18 protein-coding genes and 1 tRNA gene are annotated in these 22,427 nt (G+C 46.5%); 14 read left to right on the plus strand and 5 right to left on the minus strand.

Annotated features, from left to right (window positions below; translation table 11 throughout):
• The first annotated feature begins 97 nt into the window (after window positions 1-97).
• From xylB to J4N39_RS16015, 3 genes are all read left to right on the plus strand, one after another.
• Window positions 98-1,549: a xylulokinase gene (gene xylB / locus J4N39_RS16005; RefSeq protein WP_252025753.1), complete on the plus strand. Its 1,452-nt coding sequence runs from the start codon at window positions 98-100 to the stop codon at window positions 1,547-1,549.
• A 203-nt stretch (window positions 1,550-1,752) separates the two neighbouring features.
• A complete protein-coding gene (locus J4N39_RS16010) occupies window positions 1,753-2,223 on the plus strand; it encodes an Lrp/AsnC family transcriptional regulator (RefSeq protein WP_252025755.1) in 471 nt (156 codons plus the stop codon).
• 143 nt (window positions 2,224-2,366) lie between these two features.
• Window positions 2,367-2,591, plus strand: coding sequence for a hypothetical protein (locus J4N39_RS16015; RefSeq protein WP_252025757.1), 225 nt, complete (start codon window positions 2,367-2,369; stop codon window positions 2,589-2,591).
• A 49-nt stretch (window positions 2,592-2,640) separates the two neighbouring features.
• Here the strand turns inward: J4N39_RS16015 and J4N39_RS16020 are convergent, their stop codons facing one another.
• On the minus strand, window positions 2,641-3,345 hold the full coding sequence (locus J4N39_RS16020; protein ID WP_252026928.1) for a DUF445 domain-containing protein: 705 nt from the start codon (window positions 3,343-3,345) through the stop codon (window positions 2,641-2,643).
• A 193-nt stretch (window positions 3,346-3,538) separates the two neighbouring features.
• Here J4N39_RS16020 and phnR point away from each other — a divergent pair, with 193 nt between their 5' ends.
• From phnR to J4N39_RS16035, 3 genes are all read left to right on the plus strand, one after another.
• Window positions 3,539-4,243 carry a phosphonate utilization transcriptional regulator PhnR gene (gene phnR, locus J4N39_RS16025; protein ID WP_252025759.1) on the plus strand — a complete coding sequence of 235 codons (705 nt, stop codon included), beginning with the start codon at window positions 3,539-3,541 and terminating at the stop codon, window positions 4,241-4,243.
• 47 nt (window positions 4,244-4,290) lie between these two features.
• Complete coding sequence (locus J4N39_RS16030; protein WP_252025761.1) at window positions 4,291-5,190, plus strand: EamA family transporter; 900 nt, start codon at window positions 4,291-4,293, stop codon at window positions 5,188-5,190.
• Between the two features lie 104 nt (window positions 5,191-5,294).
• Window positions 5,295-6,482 carry an MFS transporter gene (locus J4N39_RS16035; protein WP_252025763.1) on the plus strand — a complete coding sequence of 396 codons (1,188 nt, stop codon included), beginning with the start codon at window positions 5,295-5,297 and terminating at the stop codon, window positions 6,480-6,482.
• 64 nt (window positions 6,483-6,546) lie between these two features.
• On the opposite strand, the gene J4N39_RS16040 is transcribed toward J4N39_RS16035, so the two are convergent.
• From J4N39_RS16040 to J4N39_RS16055, 4 genes are all read right to left on the minus strand, one after another.
• Window positions 6,547-8,274, minus strand: coding sequence for a choice-of-anchor I family protein (locus J4N39_RS16040; RefSeq protein ID WP_252025765.1), 1,728 nt, complete (start codon window positions 8,272-8,274; stop codon window positions 6,547-6,549).
• Between the two features lie 134 nt (window positions 8,275-8,408).
• On the minus strand, window positions 8,409-9,179 hold the full coding sequence (locus tag J4N39_RS16045) for a DUF4344 domain-containing metallopeptidase (RefSeq protein ID WP_252025767.1): 771 nt from the start codon (window positions 9,177-9,179) through the stop codon (window positions 8,409-8,411).
• A gap of 103 nt (window positions 9,180-9,282) precedes the next feature.
• A complete protein-coding gene (locus J4N39_RS16050; protein WP_252025769.1) occupies window positions 9,283-10,395 on the minus strand; it encodes a GGDEF domain-containing protein in 1,113 nt (370 codons plus the stop codon).
• A gap of 125 nt (window positions 10,396-10,520) precedes the next feature.
• Window positions 10,521-10,880 (minus strand): diacylglycerol kinase, encoded by a 360-nt coding sequence (locus tag J4N39_RS16055; RefSeq protein WP_252025771.1) that lies wholly within the window; start codon window positions 10,878-10,880, stop codon window positions 10,521-10,523.
• Window positions 10,881-11,031: 151 nt separating this feature from the next.
• Between J4N39_RS16055 and J4N39_RS16060 the strand changes: the two genes are divergently transcribed.
• The 8 genes from J4N39_RS16060 (at window position 11,032) to J4N39_RS16095 (ending at window position 22,380) form a co-directional block, all read left to right on the plus strand.
• Window positions 11,032-11,733 (plus strand): DUF1223 domain-containing protein, encoded by a 702-nt coding sequence (locus J4N39_RS16060; RefSeq protein ID WP_252025774.1) that lies wholly within the window; start codon window positions 11,032-11,034, stop codon window positions 11,731-11,733.
• Between the two features lie 126 nt (window positions 11,734-11,859).
• Window positions 11,860-13,452: an ABC-F family ATPase gene (locus tag J4N39_RS16065; RefSeq protein WP_252025776.1), complete on the plus strand. Its 1,593-nt coding sequence runs from the start codon at window positions 11,860-11,862 to the stop codon at window positions 13,450-13,452.
• A gap of 220 nt (window positions 13,453-13,672) precedes the next feature.
• A tRNA-Gly gene (locus tag J4N39_RS16070) sits at window positions 13,673-13,747 on the plus strand.
• A gap of 201 nt (window positions 13,748-13,948) precedes the next feature.
• Window positions 13,949-15,649 carry a class I SAM-dependent DNA methyltransferase gene (locus J4N39_RS16075; RefSeq protein WP_252025779.1) on the plus strand — a complete coding sequence of 567 codons (1,701 nt, stop codon included), beginning with the start codon at window positions 13,949-13,951 and terminating at the stop codon, window positions 15,647-15,649.
• Window positions 15,639-16,685 carry a PDDEXK nuclease domain-containing protein gene (locus J4N39_RS16080; protein WP_252025781.1) on the plus strand — a complete coding sequence of 349 codons (1,047 nt, stop codon included), beginning with the start codon at window positions 15,639-15,641 and terminating at the stop codon, window positions 16,683-16,685. The genes J4N39_RS16075 and J4N39_RS16080 overlap by 11 nt, the downstream gene beginning before the upstream one ends.
• Window positions 16,686-16,748: 63 nt before the next feature.
• Entirely contained in the window at window positions 16,749-18,065 is a 1,317-nt protein-coding gene (locus J4N39_RS16085) for a restriction endonuclease subunit S (RefSeq protein WP_252025783.1), read from the plus strand.
• A gap of 11 nt (window positions 18,066-18,076) precedes the next feature.
• The gene (locus J4N39_RS16090; RefSeq protein ID WP_252025785.1) at window positions 18,077-19,123 is read left to right on the plus strand and encodes a PDDEXK nuclease domain-containing protein; all 1,047 of its coding nucleotides are present in this window, start codon (window positions 18,077-18,079) and stop codon (window positions 19,121-19,123) included.
• Window positions 19,124-19,125: 2 nt separating this feature from the next.
• On the plus strand, window positions 19,126-22,380 hold the full coding sequence (locus tag J4N39_RS16095) for a type I restriction endonuclease subunit R (protein ID WP_252025787.1): 3,255 nt from the start codon (window positions 19,126-19,128) through the stop codon (window positions 22,378-22,380).
• Window positions 22,381-22,427: the final 47 nt, after the last annotated feature.

A 22,427-nucleotide genomic window follows, 5' to 3' on the forward strand; every position in this document is an offset into this window, starting at 1 on the left:
GTAATTGAGTGAAGATTAAGCTCGGCTCTACACTCTAAAATATCTTGTCGCTTTGGATGAATCACCGAGAGTGGCGAATTACACACAAGGAGTGAATATGTATATCGGTATCGATCTTGGAACATCGGGTGTGAAGGTAGTGGCTATCTCTCGTGAGGGTAAAGTGCTGGCTTCCGCATCTGAACCTTTAACTGTATCTCGTCCAAAACCACTATGGTCAGAGCAAGACCCCTTAGATTGGTGGTTAGCGACCAATGGGGCAATTAAGACTCTACAATCTCAATGTGATTTTTCTCAAGTCAAAGCGATTGGTTTTTCTGGCCAGATGCATGGTGCGACTTTACTTGACCAAAACAATGAAGTCCTAAGGCCCGCCATATTGTGGAATGACGGTCGATGCAAAGCGGAATGTGACCAACTCGAAGCGGAAGTTGTCGATAGTCGCGAGATCACAGGCAATATCATGATGCCGGGTTTTACAGCACCCAAATTAAAATGGGTCGCCAATCATGAGCCTGATATATTCGCCAAGGTTAATAAGGTGTTGTTACCAAAGGATTACTTGCGATTTTTGATGACAGGGGAGTTTGTGTCAGAAATGTCTGATGCTTCTGGCACCTTGTGGATGGATGTAGGTAAGCGCGATTGGAATGATGACCTACTGAATGCCACGGGCTTAACACGTTCCAACATGCCAACCTTGGTCGAAGGTACCGAGGTGACTGGGTATTTGAGCCTTGAAGTAGCATTAGAATGGGGCATGAATCAAGTGCCTGTTGTCGGTGGTGGTGGGGATAACGCCGCAGGAGCCGCAGGAGTTGGGATAATTAACCCAGGGCAGGCAATGCTTTCGCTAGGCACATCGGGCGTGTACTTCTCCGTCAACCAGGGATTTATTGCAAACCCTGAATCCGCTCTGCACAGTTTTTGTCATGCTCTACCAAACACTTGGCACACGATGTCCGTGATTTTGAGCGCTGCCTCTTGCCTTGATTGGGTTCAGTCGCTTACCGGGTTTGACAGTGTCGGCGATATGCTAGAGCAGGTTGAAGCAAACGCTAACCCTGATTCATCCGTCACCTTTTTGCCTTATCTTTCGGGTGAACGTACACCACATAACGATCCAGAAGCAAAAGGAGTGTTCTTTGGCATGACTCATAGCACCACTAAGTATGAGTTGGTCCAAGCGGTGTTAGAAGGCGTTGGTTTTGCATTTGCTGATGGTTTGGAAGCACTGCATGGCGAAACACAAGTATCAAACGAAATATCGTTGATTGGTGGTGGGGCTCGCAGCCGATATTGGCGTCAAATGTTAGCCGATATTCTTCAAGTACCTATGGTGTATCGAGAAGGAGGCGAAGTAGGACCCGCATTAGGAGCAGCTCGCCTTGCTATCTTGGGGACTGAGCCCAACCTGAATGCTCAAGACATTTGCCCTGTACCACCTTTAGTGGAGCGACATGAACCGACCTGTGAGCAGATAGCAAGCTATCAAGCTAAGCGCAAAACGTATCAAGCACTCTACTTGAGTCTTAAAGACCTGTTTTAAACCGAGGGGAGTAGGTGTTGAGACAGCGGCACTTACTGTTGCGCCAGTCATAGAGTTTCGGCTGGCGCTTTTTTATTCCAAATAATCAATAGCCGATTGAGCGGGTTGTCGTGTCAATCAAACTATCAATTTTCCCTATTTGACCGCTACAGAGAGCATGAATATATTGTGAAGGATTAAATGGATTTACAGTAGAAAGTTACATGTCACTAGATAAAACGGATTTAGCGATTCTACGCCAACTACGACTTCACGGTAGGATGCCGATTGTAGAGCTGGCGAAACTCGTACACCTCACCACGTCTCCTTGCTCTGATAGGGTTAAGCGCTTAGAAAAAGAAGGCTATATCAAGGGCTACCATGCGGAGTTGTGTCCAGAGAAAATGCAGCTGGATGTGCAGGTGTTTATTCATATTCGACTCGACCAGACGAGTTTTTCCGTGTTTGAAAAGTTCGCCCAAGCCGCCGATCTGATGCCTGAAATTGAGGAGTGTTACTCACTGTCAGGGGATTTCGATACCATGATCAAAGTGCGTGTCAAAGACATGAAAGCCTATCAAGAATTTATGTCTTCAAAGCTTGCTAGTTTGCCGGGCGTTATTCAAACCCGCAGTGAGGTGGTGATTGAAGAGCATAAGGTCGGATTTGGTATAAACCCGGATATGGTCGGTTAATTTTGCAGTGCCACTACAGAATGAGATCTACCTTCAATAGAGCACTGCAAGTGCTTGTTAAAGTACGGCATACTGTGGAATACTCAGTATCTTATCAATAAGACCGCATACATTGTGGCGATATCAGTAGAAGAGTATAAGAGATGTACCCAATCAAATTACTAGCATACAAATATGCTCAGTTTTCGAAAAAGTCGTCGTGGGCACATGGCCTAGTTTTAGCAATTTTGTTTGCCTCGTTTGCCGTTGTTGGTTATCAAGTACTTGCTAATGAAGAGCTAAGCTACTTATCGTTAGTGCCTGTACAGCTATTGATGTTGGGATTGCTGGCGTTAGCGTCTAGTTATAAGCATCAAATGCCAAACTAAAATGAGTATTTGAAAAGTTTAGGGTCAACGAAATGTTGACCCTAATTACTTACATCACTTGTGATGAAATGACCCCAATCACACCACCAAAAACACCCCCCCAAACCACGAGCCAGCCTAGGTGAGTTTTTATCATCTCTTGAACCATCTCTTTGACCATTTTAGGCGTGAGTTCGTTAAGGCGTTGGTCGATGATGTTCTCGATATTCTCTTCGATTTCAGCAATCATAGACGGCTGTTCTAGCTGATCTTTTAGCGCACTCTTTACCGTGTCGCTTTTACTAATATCGATCACCGCTGTTTTCATTTTGTCGATAAACGGCTGCTTCATTGGTTCAAGCGCAGCTGCGCCACCTAGCATGGCTAACATGCCACCGAACTGCGAACCTTCGATCACTTCCACAAGAGAATGATAGGCAGGTTCAAAATCGATTTTCTCAACCACTGGCTCTAAGTTTAGTGCGTTACCACTCGCCATTTCAGAGCTCAAGAAGCGGTCGATATTTTCTTGGGTGAAGAACTGCTGCATCATTAGGGTTTTTATGGCGAGTTTAAACTCTTCAAAACGTGCAGGAATAACACCAGAACCGTATAGCCCCGGCACTTTTTCAAACAGCATATGAATTGCTAGCCAGTTGGTGATTGCACCAGAGAAGGCAAACAAGCCAGCATATAGCACGATGTCATTGTGGCTAACGTAGCCAACGCCGAGCAGCATTAAGGCGATTAGATTGGTGATTACGCTTTTATTCATCATCACTGAAAATGTTGTTAGGAATGTGGCAGCATTCTATGTAAAGCGGCTTAAAAAGCAAAGTGTGTTGATAAGTCTAATGCAGAGAACTGCAAGTGAATCTGTTAAGCTGGTGCTATGTAAGACATTTTTCTTCCCTAGCGGATACCTATCACTGTGAGAATTTTAGTGTAAGTGATTACAAGGATATTGAGTGCAATACGTAAAGATTAAAGACGCAATCGTTGAGCAGATTGATACTGGTTTGCTCATGCCTCGGCAGAAACTTCCTGCGGAACGAAAGTTGGCGGAGAGCTTTGATACGACTAGAGTCACGCTGCGTGAAGCTCTGTCACTGCTGGAGATTGAAGGCAAGATTTATCGAGAAGACCGTCGAGGTTGGTTTATCTCCCCTGAACCTTTGAAATATGACCCTAATATGTCGCTCAGTTTTGACGAGTTGGCAAGGCAACAAGGGCGTCGACCTGAAACTGAAGTTGTGGTAGCGAAATCTCTGTTAGCAACTAAGCAAGCTTCTTTACTGTTGAATCTAGGGCCTTTTAGTGATGTGCATAGGGTAGATAGAGTACGTTACTTAGACCGCCGCCCTGTCGTGTATGTCACCAATTTTATACGACCAGAGACTGCCCCGGATTTGCTCAGTTCCGATCTCACGCAATCACTCACTCAGGCTATTCAGCAAAATTACGGTATGGTGGTGCAAAAGAGTCGCTATCGAATAGGGATGGCATCTTTGTTAGGGGAGACCGCAGCAGCATTGAGAGCAACTCCTGGCGCACCAGCGATGGTTATTGAACGAGTTAAGTATGATCAACATGGGGTAGCAACAATCTGTGATATAGAGTTCTGGCGTCACGATGCTATCTGCATCGAGTCAGTGGCAGAGCAGCCTAACTGATGTCGAATTCTGTCACTTTGGCGTCTGGGCTATTTTAGGTTGCCACAATGAGTTTAGCTGCTGCGTTACTGGTTATCTTCTCAGCACTGCTGCACGCAGGCTGGAATATCATTGGGAAATCACACCAAGGATCAGGTTCTGCATTTTTTATCGCGAGTACTAGTTCTGCCGCTATCTTGCTGTCACCGTATATAATTTGGTTTGCCCTCAGTGCAGATTTGAGTGCATTAAGCGGTGAATTTTGGTGGTTAGTCTTACTTAGTGGCGTGTTCCAAGCCATTTATGTATTGGGTTTAGCTAAGGCTTATAAGCAATCAGATATTGGCGTGATATACCCTATTGCCCGAGCACTGCCGGTTTTGATGGTCGGAGTCGGAACGTTATTGTGGTTCGAGCAAACGTTAGAGCCAAAACAGTGGTTTGGATTTGTTTTACTCACCATTGGCTGCTTGTTGGTGCCTTTAGAGCGATTTCGTCAATTTCAATGGACGCACTATGCCAACTGGGGGGTGTTTTGGGCATTGATAGCCGCCATAGGTACAACGGGTTACTCGATCCTCGATAAAGCTGCATTGGAAATTCTACAAAGTCATCAATTTCACCATGATGTTCATAATTCGGTGTTTTTTCTTGCCGTTCAGTTTTGGTCACTCTCTTTCATGCTGGGTTTATATCTAGTAATTATGGAACCTAAGGCAGTGTTTACCCAAGCATGGTGCGTTAAACGCCGAGCAACACTTGCGGGCACTATGATGGGCCTGACCTATTGCTTGGTACTATTTGCGATGACGATGACAGAAAACGTCAGCCTGATAGTCGCTTTGCGCCAAATCAGCATTGTATTTGGTTTGCTACTTGGCGTCTTAATACTCAAAGAGCGCTGGATGATGACTCGAGGTGTTGGGGTTGCACTCATCGTTGTGGGACTTATCACAGCGCTGACCTAAGTAATCTGTTCGCTTTTGTCTTACTTAAAGCGTATCCTGTTAGCAGAATGTTAACCCGTTGGTCGCTAAGAAATGGTGGCTAGTTACTGCCTCAGGTTGTTGTAATGAAAGGACTTCAAGCAAATAAGAGTTGGCAAACCCCGCACAACTTTCTTCTAATCATCTCAATTGTCGTACCGATTGCGTTTTCAAGCTGGATGGCGCTTTTGAATAACTTTGTCGTCGAGAGAGCCCACTTTACTGGGGCAGATATCGGTTTGCTGCAAAGTGTGCGAGAGATACCGGGATTTTTGGCTTTTACAGCGGTGTTCCTGCTGTTGTTCATTCGAGAGCAAAAGTTCATGATCTTGTCGTTGCTAATGCTGGCACTGGGTACGGCATTAACGGGCTTCTTCCCATCTTTGTTTGGTTTATTGGCCACGACCTTGCTGATGTCGGTTGGCTTTCACTATTTTGAGACCCTCAAACAATCGCTCTCTTTGCAATGGCTGACCAAAGATGAAGCCCCTGAATTTTTAGGTAAGATGATCTCCGTCGGTGCATTGGCGTCTTTATGTACCTATGGCGGCTTATGGGTGATGCTTGAGGTGTTGAAGCTCGACTTTGTTTGGATTTATTTGCTCACAGGTGGCAGCTCGTTTGTGATCATCTGCATCATTGCTATGGCGTTTCCTCAATTTGAAACCCACACTCAGCAAACCAAAAAGCTCGTGCTTCGAAAACGATACTGGCTCTACTATGCTTTGACCTTTATGAGTGGTGCTAGACGTCAAATTTTCGTGGTGTTTGCTGGCTTCTTAATGGTTGAAAAGTTCGGCTATTCGGCGGCAGACATCGCCGTACTGTTTTTGGTGAATTACCTGTTTAACTGGCTGTTTGCCAAAAAAATTGGTCAGGTGATCGGTAAGATAGGTGAGCGTAAAGCCTTGGCGTTTGAATACGTTGGCTTGATTGTGGTGTTCGTCAGTTACGCCTTTGTGCAAACTGCGGAATGGGCCGCTGCGCTATATATTATTGACCACCTGTTTTTTGCTTTTGCTTTGGCAATCAAAACTTACTTCCAAAAAATAGCAGATCCAGCGGATATGGCCTCAAGTGCTGGTGTATCTTTCACCATCAATCATATTGCCGCTGTTGTTATTCCAGTCCTGTTTGGCATGTTGTGGTTGGTTTCACCTGCGGCGGTATTTTTGGCAGGCGCTGGTATGGCGGTGATTTCATTGCTACTTGCGTTTAACGTGCCTGAGACCCCTGAAGAGGGTAATGAGGTACTAGTGCTTAGCTGGCGATAGGCACTATTTTAGAAAAAGGCCCGCGCATCAATGATGAGCGGGCCTTGTTAATTTGAGCGCTAAGTTACTTCATCGCATACACTGAAACGGTGCCACTGATCTCATTGGCTACCAGTAGAAGAGGGAGTTTCGTCGGGCTGTCTTTCTTGCTGATGAACTTCATTCCTTCAGGCGCAAGGTCACCGGCCTTTTTGTAGTCACCTTTTAAGGCAACTGGGCTTGCATCATCATCGATCTCAAAATCCGCCTTAAAATCACGGTTAACGACATAATCGATAAACTTAGCATTCGCAGGTGTTGTGATGTCGTAAATAACGAAACCACCCATACGCTCTAGACCCACAAAAGCGTAGAAGCGACCATCAATCTCGCCGATGGCTAGACCTTCTGGCTCAGCGCCTTTGTCATCTGAGCGGTTATCTTTCTTGTTTTTCACTTCATTGCTGTTGAATGCCTCTGGGAAGCGCTTGGCAAGCATGGCTTCGATTTCACCTGCACTGTCAAACACTTGATTACCGTTTTCATCCCAGATTGAGAATGAACGAGCGCCGTAAGCGACCACTTTTTCATACAAGCCATCACCATTGGTGTCACCCATCGCCGTGGTGACTTTTAAACGGCCTAGGTCAGCTTTATCTAAGTTGTTTTGCTGTGGGTGGCCAGCAGCAAGTTTGAGTTTGCCTGCACGAGTTTCTTCTGAGTAGCCAAGACAGCCATCTTCTTCGTCGAACTCAAGACCGCCAGCCTGAAGGCACTCAGCCTCGTTTGCAGCGCTGAACCAGTAATCACGAGCGTCGCCTTCATTGGCCGTGACCAAATATGTCTTACCATTCACAGAGTAAGACGAGATAGTGTCTGGCTGGTAAAGACCGTAAACCCCTTGGCGAGGCTTGATGTTGATCATGCCATCTTTATCACTGGCATCAATGGCGTTTTCTGCTTTGCCAAAGTCTTTAAGGCCAAGACCATAAACATTGGTGATTTTGGCGTTGAGTAGGTCCATTTTTGCAACAGCGTTGTTCTCTTGCAAGGTAACCCATGCTGTGCGGCTATCTTGACTGACAGTAATGTACTCCGGCTCGATGTCTTGAGCTAAGCTCGTGCCCTCAGGGCTTGCGAACTTAAAGCCTTGCTCTAACAGCTGTGGTTTTTGCGATTCAAAGTGCTTAAACGATAGCTCCGTTGCGACATGATTTGGTTCGCCGTTAGTCACTGTAATTAGGCTTACAGAGCCTTCAGGATCGATTTTGTAATCTTTGCTTGGCTCACCTTCATTAGCGACAACAACCGTGCGACCGTTCGGTGCGAAAGTGACCATGTCTGGAAGCGCACCAACTTGGACGGCTGAGTGGAATTTAGGTAGGTGATCAGAAAGTTGATAAAAAAGAACCACACCTGGAGCTTGTTTGTTGTCATTGGCCACTGCAATCGCCATCAGTTTGTTGTGGATGGCTAAGGAGTTTGCGCCACCTAGTGTCACTTCGCTTCCATTGCTTAGTGATACTTTGGCTGGAATATCAAACGACACAGCGCTCAAGTTGTTGGCTTCAAAACTGTTTTCTACCGGGGTGTTTTTCAAGTTGGATAGGTCGAGGATGTCGACTCGGTTGGTGGCACCGTTGATGACATAGGCCTTTCCAGCCAATTTATCGTAGTCGATGATTTCAGTAGCACCTTCACCATAGATACCCGACTGGTATCGAGCGATTAACGCCGTCTCATGAAAGTGCGCTGATGCCGCAGTAGATAGCGTTGCTGTTAACGCCAAAGTCAGAATTGAAAGTTTTTTCATTGTGTTAAGCCTAGTTATATCCATATATACATAAATAGAGCATTCTTATATTAGGCTGTTTCAGTTCGGTGACACTATTGTGAGTATGTGATGACGCTTAAATTACAAGCCCCAGAAATCTGGGGCTGTGAAGGTTACTTAGTATGGCCTAAATAGGTATGCCAATCGTCGCTGGTTTTTTGGTAGTTATAGACACAGAACTCTTGCCTGTCTGCCAAGGTTTCTTTTCCGACTTCATCGAGTAAGCCCGAATATTTTTCTGGATCACTGCCGTAAACTAAGCAAAGAGTTGCAAAGTAACGCTGTAGGTTGAAGCTGTGCTCGTCAATGTACTCTGCCACATGGATGTGCTCAGGCATCTCTTCACTTTCAAATGCAAACATATCAGCCGCACTGATGGCGCTGTCGGCACCATTTTCGAAATACTCGATCATCACGATTGCAGCGAGGTTGTCCACGGCATCTTCTTCTTTACCTAAGATTGGGATCTTTTTATCCATGATGTAGGCATGACCAATTTCATGGATAAGCGTGTGCAGCACGGTATCTAGCACCCCCTCTTGAGCGGGCTTACCAAATTTTTCGTCGTATTTATTCTTGGTGAAGTAGTAATTTGCTTCCCCCATGAAGGAGTAGGGCATTTGAATGACGTTTTTGTTCGGATCAAACAGTGGACCGTCGTCAGAGCCATATTCAATGGTCAGAGGGTTAGTGAATGGGAAAATCTCTTCACCCATCTCAACAACAAGTTCGTTGATGCCGCTGTTTTTAACAAATTCTGCAATGACTTTTTCATCTTCTGTTTTTCCAGGAAGGTAGGTCACTGAAATGTTGTCATCACCATTTTGAGCGACAGCGCTGGCACTCAAAAACGTGAAAAGCAGAGGAAATACAAGCTTTTTCATAGAGATAGGTCGTCCTTTATCAATGGATGGCAGATTTTCACCGTTTTATACAGTGAATGTCAATGACCTAAGTGTTGTATATTCAAGCGGTTATTGCCACTGGCTAGGCTTGAATAAATCGATCTCGTCCCATGTTTTTGGCTTTATACAGTGCGGTGTCCGCTTTCTCTATTGCGCTCTCCAGCCTAAGTGGTTTGCGAGGGTGGTGATAGACACCAATTGAGATGGTTACTTTGAAAGGCAAATCTAATTGGTGACAACCTTTGACTAACTCATCAGCCAGTCGCAACCACTCCTCTTCACGAAGATTTTGGCTAACCAGCAGGAATTCTTCTCCGCCATAGCGAAAGCAGGTGACTTCTCGACCAGATCGTTTTTTGATATGCTCACTGAGTTTGACCAGTACTTTATCGCCTTCGAGGTGCCCGTATTGATCGTTGATAGACTTAAAGTGATCTACGTCGAGCATCATTACGCCCAATGCGCCATTATCCGCTAGTTGAAGAGGCATGATATCGGTTAAATAGAGTCGATTTCTAAGCCCAGTCAATGGGTCATGTAAGGTCTGATTGGTCAATGTCTGGATTTGATCAATTAAGCGAATACTCTGGCTCCTTAGGTTTTCACGTCGTCTAAAATCGACGTGGCACTCTAACTCACGTCGGTACACGGCGATAACACATAAAATGAAAGTGGATAGGTAGATACTCACCCGCTCAAGCTCGCTTGCTGGGTCGAGTTCGTACATCCAAAACGAGAAACCGATAAAGTGCCCAGCGAGGGCAAAACAGATCATAGGTACAGCATAGCGTAAAGAGAGTCGAGAAAATGTGCCGATATAGATAATGACTAGTATTAACCCGTTTTGGTAGTTGTCATCACCATTCGCTAGGGCAATTCGACCTACACCAATAAGAAATAGGCAAACAACGCTGATTGCTATGGTTTCAGTGATCTCTAAATACTTAGGTTTGTAGGAGTGAACCCAATAGGTAGCTATGAGAAGCAAGACACCAATGACTAAACGCCCGCCCACAACCTCGAAAAGGTAGTGATTAAAGTGAATAAGGTCCGACAGGCTGAACAGTACAAATAGGATCGGGGGCAGGTAGTTAAAATGTGCGTGCGGCTGATACACTTTTTTCTGAAAAAAGCTTTGATAGCGCAGCCGAGCAATGGGGCTATAGCTAGAAGTGTATGAGGGGAGTAGCGGCACGAAATTTACCTGAGTCAAAATTTAGGAACACTAAATTATAAATTGCTCAGAAGTAGAGCTAAAACTCTATTTCAATTTTAGCTCGATGATTTGACAAAGATCTTACTTGGTGCGCTCTCAATTGCTTATCCAAACAAGATCAGTAGCCAAGTAAATCCTGCTAAACACAGTGCAACAAATACCGCCGCTGAACCAATATCTTTTGCTCGACCGCTTAATTCATGTTTCTCAGGTCCAATGCGATCGACCACCGCTTCAATTGCAGAGTTAAGCAACTCAACAATCAATATCAGTACTAGGCTAGCAACCAGAGCAACTTGTTCAATTTTGCTTACGGGTAGAAAAAATGTCACGGGAACAAAAATAGCCAGCAATACCACCTCTTGACGAATGGCGGCCTCATTTTTCCAGGCGGCCACTAACCCTTGCATAGAGTAGCGAGTTGCGTGAAGGATGCGGGTAATACCGGTAGCGCCTGGTTTCATGAAAAGCTCTTTATTACATAACAATGACAGGGCGACATTGTAGTCGTCTGCTTTGCAATTCGCTAGCCCATTTAGTGCTTTGTACAAAATTGTCACCGCACGAAATATCACACCGTGATCATAGGTCTTGTTAGTAAATGGAGGAGATACTATGAAAGCGTATTATTTCGGGCTGGTGGTGACTTGCTGCGCAAGCTGGGCGCAGGCACAAACGTGGGTCCATGAGGGCAAACCCGCCACAGTCATTGAGCTATTTACTTCTCAAGGGTGTTCCAGTTGCCCGCCTGCAGAAAAAAAGCTCAATGGGTATGAGCATTCGGATCAGTTATGGACGGAAGTGATCCCGCTGGCTTACCACGTCGATTATTGGGATTACCTCGGGTGGAAAGACAAATTTGCGCAGCCTGCCTTTAGCCAAAAGCAGCGCCTGTATCGACAATATGGCGTGTTAAGTTCGGTATATACCCCTGGGTTTGTTGTTAACGGTGAGGAATGGAAAGGCTACTTCTACGGGCGTTCTCTTCCCAATCAGGGGGCTGAAAATGCACCAAGATTGGAACTGACCAAGCAGGCCCATGGTTTTACTTTGACTTATCAAGGTAAAGGGAATTTTGATGCCAAGTTGGTTCTTTTGGCGATGAACGAACGCATTGATGTGAAAGCGGGGGAAAACAGAGGTCGTAAGTTAGAACAAGATTTTGTCGTGCTACGAGAAGCAAGACAGCGGGGGCAAGGGCAGTGGCAGTTTAATATCGCTGAACTTCCTGAAAACACTGCTGCGGTTGCGGCTTGGTTAACCAAACCTAATCAGCACAAACCAGTGCAAAGTGTTGCGGGTTATTGGGAGAAATAGCGGGATAAATCCCTTTTCTAGACGCTTTCTGTTGACGAATATGTGATCTTGCTCAAAATGGCTTGCAGTTTAACCTTTGAGCAAGTACCTTTGCGTCGATTTTCTAAAGATTAAGGTATCGACGTTTTGATCAGTACAGCTAACATAACTCAGCAGTTTGGCGCTAAACCGCTATTCGAAAACATCTCAGTGAAATTTGGTGAGGGCAACCGCTACGGCCTAATCGGTGCGAACGGTTGTGGTAAATCAACGTTCATGAAGATCCTTTCAGGCGAACTAGAGCCAACTGGCGGTAACGTCAGCTACGATCCCAACGAGCGTGTCGCTAAGCTGAATCAGGATCAGTTTGCTTACGAAGAGTTTACTGTGATCGATACCGTAATCATGGGCTACAAAGAACTGTGGGAAGTAAAAAAAGAGCGTGACCGTATCTACTCTTTACCTGAAATGAGTGAAGAGGAAGGCATGCTGGTAGCTGATCTTGAAGTGCAATTCGCTGAAATGGACGGCTACATGGCGGAAGCCAAAGCAGGCGAACTCTTACTAAATGTAGGTATCCCTGAAGAGCTTCACTTTGGCCTAATGAGCGAAGTTGCGCCAGGCTGGAAGCTTCGTGTTCTACTTGCACAGGTACTATTTGCTGACCCGCACATCATGCTGCTTGACGAACCAACCAACAACTTGGACATGGACACCATTCGCTGGCTTGAAGAGACACTAAACCAGCGTAATTGCACCATGATCATCATCTCGCACGACCGTCACTTCCTGAACAGTGTGTGTACCCACATGGCTGACCTAGATTACGGTGAGCTACGCCTGTTTACAGGTAACTATGATGAGTACATGGTTGCGGCAACCCAAGCTCGCGAACGTCTATTAGCTGACAACGCTAAGAAGAAAGCGCAAATTGCTGAGCTAAACACTTTTGTTGCTCGTTTCTCTGCAAATGCATCGAAAGCAAAACAAGCAACTTCTCGCGCTAAGCAGATTGATAAAATCCAGCTAGAAGAAGTGAAACCTTCAAGCCGTCAGAACCCGTTCATCCGTTTTGACCAAGAGAAAGAGCTATTCCGTAACGCACTTAACGTCGAAGGCTTGTCACAAGGTTTTGAAGATGACTTATACAGTGGCTTCGACGCTATCTTCGAAGTGGGTGAGCGTGTAGCAATCATCGGTGAGAATGGCGTAGGTAAAACCACACTACTTAACACTCTTGCGGGTGTACTAGAGCCACGCACAGGTGAATACAAGTGGTCTGAAAACTCAAACATTGGCTACTACGCACAAGACCATGCCCATGACTTTGAACAAGACATGAATCTAATGGACTGGATGGGTCAATGGCGTCAAGAAGGTGATGATGAGCAAGTGATCCGCAGCTTCCTTGGTCGTATGCTGTTTGGTCAAGACGACATCAAGAAGTCTGTACAAGTGCTTTCTGGTGGTGAGCAAGGCCGCATGCTGCTTGGCAAGATCATGATGCACAAGCCAAACATCCTACTGATGGATGAGCCAACCAACCACATGGATATGGAATCTATCGAGTCGTTGAACAGCGCACTAGAGCAGTACAAAGGTACGTTATTCTTTGTATCTCACGACCGTGTGTTTGTAGACTCACTTGCAACGCGAATCCTTGAGATCCGTGACGGCAAGATCCATGATTTCCGCGGGACTTACAGCGAGTTCTTGAAAGCGAAAGGGATTGATGGGTAATCGAGTTAGCTAGGTCACCTAACTGCTTTAATTAACTGAGCCCCTTTTTAGGGGCTTAGTTGTATCTGGAATTAAATCAGTCGCTTAGTGTTATTGTGACCAATGTCACTTATTTGGCTCATCGCTGGTGGCGATATGTGCAATCAGTAACTTACAGGGTTTTCTTCTGCCAACAATCTGTCATAGTGGGCAGGCATCTCAGGGAACACTTCCCCAAAATGCGTGCATCGTATAATGGCTATTACCTCAGCCTTCCAAGCTGATGATGCGGGTTCGATTCCCGCTGCACGCTCCAATATTCATCTTTGCATCTTCCACTCCATAGCTAGCCAGACCACTCAAAGGTAATAAAGCGAATCTATCTAATTTAGCTTCAGTTCAGAGAATCATCTGTTCAAAAATAGAACAAGACACTTTTAAATTTAGTGGTAAGTCAACAAGAAGTACTATTCATTTGGTATGATGGCTAGATTCTTTCACGTCGAAGTAAACGATCATGAATTCTCAAGAACAACAATTCCTTAAAGAGCTGGAAGGCAAGCTCTGGACCGCAGCAGACAAACTGCGATCAACCCTCGATGCCGCCCAATACAAACACGCTGTGCTTGGTCTTATCTTCGTAAAATACGTCTCTGATGCCTTCAAAATCCGCCAAGACGAAATCAAAGCCGATCTCGCCAACCCAGAGCATGAATATTACCTAGACCCAGCCGACTTCAGCGCAGAAGAGCTGGCAGAAGAAGTGGCGATTGAGCTTGAGCAACGTGACTACTACACCGAGAAAAACGTCTTCTGGCTGCCAACCGAATCTCGTTGGCAGTTCCTACAAAGCAACGCACCCCAAGTGATTGGTGGGGCCGAGCTTGAGATTGATGGTAAAAGCAAAAAAATCACCTCGGTGGGTCACCTAATCGACACGGCCCTCGAAGGCATCGAGCGTGACAACCCTAAGCTCAAAGGCGTACTGAATAAATCTTACGCAGGCTTAAAGATAGATCAGGCGAAACTCAACGAGCTGATCAACCTTATCGCCACCATTCCATTTGTGCATGCCAAGTTAAACAGCAAAGACATCCTAGGTCACGTGTACGAATACATGCTCGGTCAGTTTGCGTTGGCAGAGGGTAAGAAGGGGGGGCAGTTCTACACCCCAGCCTCTATCGTATCGCTGATCGTTGAGATGATTGAGCCGTTTGAAGGCCGAGTGTATGACCCAGCGATGGGTTCTGGCGGTTTCTTCGTCCAGTCAGAGAAGTTCATTGAGCGTCATGCGCATGAGAAAAACGTCGACCCACTGACGCAAAAGCACCGCATCTCAATTTATGGTCAAGAGTACAACCATACCACTTGGCAACTGGCTGGAATGAACATGGCGATCCGTGGCCTAGAGTGTCAGTTTGGTGAGCCTGCCAGCACCTATACCAATGACCAGCACCCAGACTTGCGTGCAGATTTCATCATGGCTAACCCACCATTCAACATGAAAGAGTGGAACACTGGCGTTGATGATAACGACCCTCGCTTTAAATACGGCCAACCGCCAGCGGGCAACGCAAACTTTGCGTGGATGCAGCATATGCTTCATCACCTCGCCCCAGATGGCTCACAGGCGCTGCTACTGGCCAATGGCTCGATGAGCTCGACCACCAATAACGAAGGTGAGATCCGTAAAGCGCTTATCGAAAACGATCTTGTCGAGTGTATGGTCGCACTGCCAGGTCAGCTGTTTACCAACACCCAGATCCCCGCGTGTATCTGGTTCCTGACCAAGAACAAAAATGCTCGTACTGATAAGGCCGGCCGTCAGTTGCGTGCTCGTAAAGGGGAAGTGCTGTTTATTGATGCCCGCAACCTGGGTTACATGAAAGACCGTGTCCTGCGAGACTTCAAGCCAGAAGATATTAGCAAAGTGGCGGATCTGTACCATGCATGGAAGACCGGCGAAGCAGTTCATGGTGTGAGCTATGAAGACGAAGCTGGCTTCTGCAAATCAGCCACGCTAGAAGAGATCATCAAACACGATTACGTGCTAACACCGGGGCGCTATGTCGGGGCTGCCGAGGAAGAGGACGATGGCATTCCTTTTGCCGATAAGATGGCGACGCTCACGGCGAAGCTAAGCGAGCAGTTTGCTGAGTCGGCAACCTTAGAAGCTGAAATCAAAAACAATCTCAAAGGGTTGGGCTATGAGCTCTGAGTTGAATCACACCGCGTTGCTCAGTGATATCAAGCAAGTTATCGAGCAAGCCAGAGGGCAAGTCAAGCAAGCGGTCAATTCTGCCATGGTGCAGGCCTATTGGCAGATCGGGTATTTGATTGTTGAGCAAGAGCAACATGGCAGTAATCGTGCCGAGTATGGTAAGGCTCAGCTCAAGCAGCTGTCACAGCAGCTGACCCAAGAGTTTGGTAAAGGTTTTGATGTCACCAACCTGCGCACCATGCGCCGCTTTTATCTGGCCTTTGAAAAACGAGACGCAGTGCGTCTCGAATTGAGCTGGACGCATTATCGCACCTTACTGCGTGTAGAAAACCCAAGTGCAAGGCAGTGGTACCAGCAAGAAGCCATTAGCCAAAACTGGAGTGCTCGCGCGCTTGAAAGGCAAATCGGCACGCTTTACTACGAGCGGTTACTGGCTAGTAAAGACAAAGCCATCGTTGCGGGTGAAGCGCAAAGCAACACGACGGCATTGGCAGATAGCGCCAAAGATTATCTGCGCGACCCGTATGTGTTGGATTTTTTAAACCTGCAAGACAAAACCTACCAAGAGTCGGAGCTAGAGCTGCGCATCATTGAAAACTTGCAGCAGTTCTTACTTGAGCTTGGCAAAGGCTTTGCGTTTGTCGAGCGCCAGCAACGGATCCGATTTGATGATGAAGATTTTTACATCGACTTGGTGTTCTACAACTTCAAGCTTAAGTGCTTCCTGTTGGTCGATCTAAAAATTGGCAAGCTTAAGCACCAAGATGTCGGGCAGATGGATACTTATGTACGTTTGTATGACGACAAGCTCAAAGGGGAAGATGATAACCCAACCATTGGCTTGGTGCTGTGCAGTGAGAAGAGTGAAGCGGTGGTGAAATACTCGGTGCTGTCGGATCAGAAGCAGCTGTTTGCGGCGAAATATTTGCCTTATCTGCCTACAGAGCAAGAGCTTAAACAAGAGTTAGAACGAGAGCGTGAACAGGCACAGCAAGCTTTGTTGGCACAGCAGGGAAATAAGAATGAAGAATAAAGGTGAGGTTGTGCAGATGAAGCAAGTGACTGAGATTAAGAAGAACTTAGTTGGGGGCAAATTGTGAATTGTAATTGGCCTAGAGTTCAGGTTTCTGAAGTTTGTGAAATGATAGTTGATTGCGTCAACAAAACTGCACCGAGGGTGGAATATGAGACGCCATTCAAGATGCTTCGCACACCTAATATCAAGGGTGGAAAAATATCTCTAAATGATTGCCGCTTTGTCGAAGAAGATACGTATGAGAAATGGACGCGACGGGCGAAAGTATTGCGTGACGACGTTCTATTAACACGTGAAGCGCCTATGGGGGAAGTTGGTATCGTTGATTTTGATGATACAGTATTCCTTGGTCAAAGAATCATGCAGTATCGAGTTGAACGCTCTCGACTTGATCCCCACTTCTTGCTCTATAGTTTTCTATCCAGTGATCTTCAGCATCAATTTAATATGCATGAAGGTAGTGGTTCTGTGGTTAGTCATATCCGCGTCCCTGACTGCTCCAAGTTTGAACTTAACTTGCCCCCTCTCAGCATTCAAAAAGAAATTGCAGGGGTTCTTCAAAAAGTGGACAGAAAAATTGCAGTCAATCAACAAACCAACCAAACCCTAGAACAAATGGCACAAGCCATCTTCAAATCATGGTTTGTCGACTTCGATCCAGTCAAAGCCAAAATGAATGGCGAGCAACCAGAAGGAATGGATGCGGCCACTGCCTCGCTATTCCCTGAAAAGCTAGTTGAGTCTGAGTTAGGGTTGATTCCAGATGGTTGGGATATTTCACCTCTATCTAATTACATCAATATCAAACATGGCTTCGCTTTTAAAGGTGCTTATTTTTCTGACCAAGAGACAGACGATATCTGTGTAACACCCGGAAACTTTCGTATTGGTGGCGGCATAAAGTTAGATAAGCTGAAATATTACGATGGCCCCATTCCTGATGACTACATCTTTAGTAAGGGAGACTTGATGGTCACCATGACAGACCTGAGTAAACAGGCTGATACCCTTGGATATCCAGCCTTTGTTCCTGAAAGTGAGGGTAAAACTTATCTGCACAATCAGCGGATTGGCAAAGTTGAACTGAAGGTCGAACAAGATATCAAAAATTATCTCTATTCATTTTTCTGTTCAAGCGGATACAGAAATGAAGTTTTGGGTGGTGTGACAGGTTCCACAGTGAAGCACACGGCTCCTAAGAAAATAATGGCTATTGAGGTCGCTCTTGATCTTAGGGTTGTAGACAAATTTAGCCAGTTAGTAGCTCCTCTGTTCGAAAAGAAAGCTCAAAATTTAGTAGAGAATTCTTACCTCGAAAAGCTTCGAGATACGCTACTTCCTAAATTGCTTTCCGGCGAAATTGAGTTAGAGAAATAGCAGAGGTAACCATGACTTTAACCGCTAACCTTGATTACCAAAATTGGCTATTGGCACTAAAGCAGCAAGTACAGCAGTCACAACAGAAAGCGTCGCTTGCTGTGAATGCCGAGTTGATTGCACTCTATTGGTCTATCGGTAAGCAAATTGCAGGCAAGCAGCAAGAACAAGGGTGGGGAACCAAAGTTGTTGAACAACTTGCTCAAGATCTGAAACAAGCTTTTCCATCCATGAAAGGATTGTCTCGTAGCAATTTGATGAGTATGCGTGCTTTCGCCTTGGCTTGGCCTGATTTTGCATCTAACCCAATTGTCCAACAGGCTGTTGGACAAATTCCTTGGGGGCACAATATTCATCTAATTCAAAAGCTTGATGAGCCAAAAGAACGCCTATGGTATGCAAGTGAAGTGGTTAAACATGGCTGGTCTAGGGCCGTGTTAGCTCATCAGGTTGAGAGTGGTTTACTTCAACGCTCAGGCAGTGCGGTGAATAATTTTGAGATGACTCTACCCCAACCAAATTCGGAGTTAGCAGTACAAACGCTTAAAGATCCTTATAACTTTGATTTTCTTGACTTAAACTCAGAAGCTAAAGAACGCGATATTGAAAATGCGTTGATGAAACACATCACGGCGTTTTTGCTAGAACTGGGGAGTGGCTTTGCTCTCGTCGGTCAACAATATAACCTCAATGTAGGGGGAGATGACTTCTTTATCGATCTGCTCTTCTATCATCTCAATCTAAGGTGCTATGTGGTGATCGAGTTAAAGGCGGACAAACTCACACCAAAGGATGTCGGTCAATTAGACTTCTACCTGTCTGCGGTTGATGGGGAGCTTAAACATAAAGATGACGCACCAACCATTGGTCTTCTGCTGTGTAAAGAGCGCAACCGAGTTGTTGCCGAATATGCCGTTCGCAACAAGACCTCACCAATAGGTATCGCAGAATATAAGCTTGCTGAAATGCTTCCTAGTGAGATCCAGGGGCAATTACCATCTATCGAAGATATTGAAGCAACACTATCAAGTGATATCAATCAAGAAGATAAGAGCTAATCATGATCACCGAAGACCAACTAGAACAGCACTGCCTCAACTGGTTCACCGACATTGGCTACCAATACGTGTGCGGCTATGACATCGCCCCTGATGGTAGCTCGCCAGAGCGTGATGATTACCATCAGGTCGTGCTTAAGCAGCGCCTAGAGGATCAGCTACGAGTATTAAACCCAGAGCTTCCTGAAGATGCACTCTTGCAGGTGGTCAACACCGTCTGTACACCTGACTCGCCAGTGTTGATAAAAAACAACCGCACCTTTCATCAGTACCTGATTGAAGGGGTTCCAGTGGAATACACCGCGGCGGAAAACGGCGAGGTGGTCACGCATACCACTCATGCCCGTCTAATGGATTTCACCAACGTCGATAACAACCAATTTTTGGTGGTGAATCAGTTCACCATCACAGGCACCAAAGGCAATCGCCGCCCAGATGTGGTGGTGTTTATCAATGGTCTGCCAATCTCGGTGATTGAGCTGAAAAACCCAGCCGATAAGCAGGCGGATATCTGGCACGCTTACAACCAATTACAGACCTACAAAGAAGAGATCTCTGATCTATTTGCCTTCAACGAAGCCTTGGTGATCAGTGACGGCTGGTTGGCTCGTGTAGGTTCACTGACGGCCAATAAAGAGCGCTTTCTGCCGTGGAAGACCATCTCTGGGGAGGATGATAAGCCGCTGCTGGATTTTCACCTAGAAACCATGGTGCGTGGCTTCTTTAAGCCCCAGTTGCTGCTCGATTACATTCGCTACTTTGTGCTGTTTGAAACCGATGGCGACAACACCATCAAGAAAATCGCTGGCTATCACCAGTTTCATGCGGTGCGTGCCGCCGTCGAGGCCACCGTTAAAGCGAAACAAGCCGATGCAGATCTCGGCGCAGTGGCTGAGCAGATGGGCAACTATCAAAACCAAGCCACCAAAGGCATTGATAGCATCGAGCCGGGCAGTGGTAAAGCAGGCGTGGTGTGGCATACCCAAGGCAGTGGCAAAAGCATTTCTATGGTCTGTTACGCCAGTAAGCTACTGCAACAGCCGAGTATGAATAACCCAACCATTGTGGTGGTGACCGACCGCAATGATCTGGATGGCCAGTTGTTTAACACCTTCGGCATGGCGCAAGAAACCCTCAAACAGAGTCCGCAGCAAGCGCAGAGCCGAGACACGTTACGAGAGATGCTGCTTGCTCGCCAATCGGGCGGCATTATCTTTACCACCATCCAAAAGTTCGCCCTAGAGGCGAAAGAGCTTGAGCACCCGATCCTCTCCGAGCGCAATAACATTGTGGTGGTCTCTGATGAGGCGCACCGCAGCCAATATGGCAACAAGGCCAAGCTGGTTGAGATAAAAGATACCAACGGTGATGTGGTGGGCCAAAAGTACGTGTATGGCTACTCTAAGTACCTGCGTGATGCGCTGCCAAATGCCTCATTCATTGGCTTTACTGGAACGCCGATAGAGATCGATGACAAAGACACCCGCGGCGTGTTTGGCGAGTACGTTTCTATCTATGACATCCAAGATGCAGTCGATGATGGTGCCACCGTGCCTATCTATTACGAATCACGTCTGGCCAAGCTCGATATCAATCATGAAGAGATCGAATCCATCAATGATGAGGTGGAAGAGGAAATCGGCGAGGAGGAAGAAACCTCGGTTCGAGAGCAGATAAAGTCCAAGTGGGCGGCGCTTGAGAAACTGGTCGGCTCTGAGCCTCGCATTAAGCAGGTCGCTAAAGATTTGGTGCAGCACTTCACCACCCGAACCGCCACTTTCCCCGGGAAAGCGATGATCGTTGCCATGAGCCGCGATATTTGTGTCGATCTATACGATGCCATTGTGGCACTAAAGCCCGAGTGGCACAGCGACGACCCAGAAAAAGGCGCCATCAAAATCGTGATGACAGGCAGTGCGGCAGATAAGCCAAAACTTCAGCCGCACATCTACGATAAGAAGACCAAAAAGCGTTTTGAGAAACGCTACAAAGATACCGACGATGAGCTGCAACTGGTGATCGTGCGTGATATGTGGCTGACCGGCTTTGATGCGCCATGTTGCCATACCATGTACATCGATAAGCCGATGAAAGGCCACAACCTGATGCAGGCGATCGCGCGCGTAAACCGTGTGTTTAAGGATAAGCCGGGTGGTCTCGTGGTGGATTATCTTGGGGTCGCTAACGAGCTAAAAAATGCCCTCAAAACGTACACCAACAGTCAGGGTAAAGGCCAGCCAACGGTGGATGCTGCCGAAGCATTTTCTGTGCTGATGACCAAGATTGATGTGGTCAGAGCAATGTTTGCTACCCCGGTGGAAGGGGAGGTGTTCCAATATCGCCCAGAGTTTGAGACCGATGCTTTTAAGCTGCTACCAGGGGCAGTAAACCACTTATCTGGGCTTTCTCACCGAGATAGCAATGGCAAGGTGGTGCGCGACGGTAAGCGCCGCTTCTTAGATGAAATGGCGGCAATGACTAAAGCGTATTCATTGTGTAACACCCTCGATGAAACGGCAGGTTATAAGAATGAGATCGCCTTCTATTCTGCGATTAAAACGGCGTTTATGAAGTACTCCAGCGTCGACAAAAAGCGCAGCGATGAAGAGCGCAACTCGGCGCTAAAGCAGATCTTAGATAATGCAGTGGTTGCCGAGGGGGTCGATGATATCTTCAAATTGGTCGGGCTGGATAAGCCTAACATCGGTTTGCTTTCTGAAGAGTTCTTAGAAGACGTTAAGAATATGAAGCAGAAAAACCTGGCGGTTGAGCTACTTGAAAAGCTGCTCCGTGACGAGGTAAAAGCTCGTATGAAGAATGACGTAGTTCAAGAGAAGAAATACTCGGACCGCATCTTGAGTACCTTGCAAAAATACCACAACCGCAACATTGAAACCGCTCAAGTTATCGAAGAGCTGATCCAGTGGGCCAAAGAGATGCAGGAAGATGCGGCAATGATCGATGAGCTTAATCTTTCAGTCGATGAACTGGCGTTCTACCGAGCACTGGTTGAAAACGAAGCGTCCGTGCGTGAGTTAGGCAATGACAACCTACGAGAGCTGGCCATTGAGCTGACTCAGCAGCTACGCAAATCCGCCACCGTGGATTGGCAAAAACGCGAGAGTGTTCGAGCCCGTATGCGTAACTTAGTACGCCGACTATTGCGTCGCTGGAAATACCCGCCAGATGCCGCAGCGGAGGCCGTGGAGCTGGTATTGCAGCAGGCTGAAGCGCTTGCGGATGGGTGGTATCAGTAAGTTCAAAGTAGGTAAGGTTCAGGCTTGGTTTTTTTGCGCACCCACCT

It is taken from the genome of Vibrio sp. SCSIO 43136 (assembly GCF_023716565.1).
Taxonomy (GTDB): domain Bacteria; phylum Pseudomonadota; class Gammaproteobacteria; order Enterobacterales; family Vibrionaceae; genus Vibrio.

Bases quoted from the DNA above. Each gene is read 5' to 3' on its own strand.
- xylB (WP_252025753.1), top strand. From the start codon at position 98: ATGTATATCGGTATCGATCTTGGAACATCGGGTGTGAAGGTAGTGGCT.
- J4N39_RS16010 (WP_252025755.1), top strand. From the start codon at position 1,753: ATGTCACTAGATAAAACGGATTTAGCGATTCTACGCCAACTACGACTT.
- J4N39_RS16015 (WP_252025757.1), top strand. From the start codon at position 2,367: ATGTACCCAATCAAATTACTAGCATACAAATATGCTCAGTTTTCGAAA.
- J4N39_RS16020 (WP_252026928.1), bottom strand. From the start codon at position 3,345: ATGAATAAAAGCGTAATCACCAATCTAATCGCCTTAATGCTGCTCGGC.
- J4N39_RS16030 (WP_252025761.1), top strand. From the start codon at position 4,291: ATGAGTTTAGCTGCTGCGTTACTGGTTATCTTCTCAGCACTGCTGCAC.
- J4N39_RS16035 (WP_252025763.1), top strand. From the start codon at position 5,295: ATGAAAGGACTTCAAGCAAATAAGAGTTGGCAAACCCCGCACAACTTT.
- J4N39_RS16040 (WP_252025765.1), bottom strand. From the start codon at position 8,274: ATGAAAAAACTTTCAATTCTGACTTTGGCGTTAACAGCAACGCTATCT.
- J4N39_RS16045 (WP_252025767.1), bottom strand. From the start codon at position 9,179: ATGAAAAAGCTTGTATTTCCTCTGCTTTTCACGTTTTTGAGTGCCAGC.
- J4N39_RS16055 (WP_252025771.1), bottom strand. From the start codon at position 10,880: ATGAAACCAGGCGCTACCGGTATTACCCGCATCCTTCACGCAACTCGC.
- J4N39_RS16060 (WP_252025774.1), top strand. From the start codon at position 11,032: ATGAAAGCGTATTATTTCGGGCTGGTGGTGACTTGCTGCGCAAGCTGG.
- J4N39_RS16075 (WP_252025779.1), top strand. From the start codon at position 13,949: ATGAATTCTCAAGAACAACAATTCCTTAAAGAGCTGGAAGGCAAGCTC.
- J4N39_RS16080 (WP_252025781.1), top strand. From the start codon at position 15,639: ATGAGCTCTGAGTTGAATCACACCGCGTTGCTCAGTGATATCAAGCAA.
- J4N39_RS16090 (WP_252025785.1), top strand. From the start codon at position 18,077: ATGACTTTAACCGCTAACCTTGATTACCAAAATTGGCTATTGGCACTA.
- J4N39_RS16095 (WP_252025787.1), top strand. From the start codon at position 19,126: ATGATCACCGAAGACCAACTAGAACAGCACTGCCTCAACTGGTTCACC.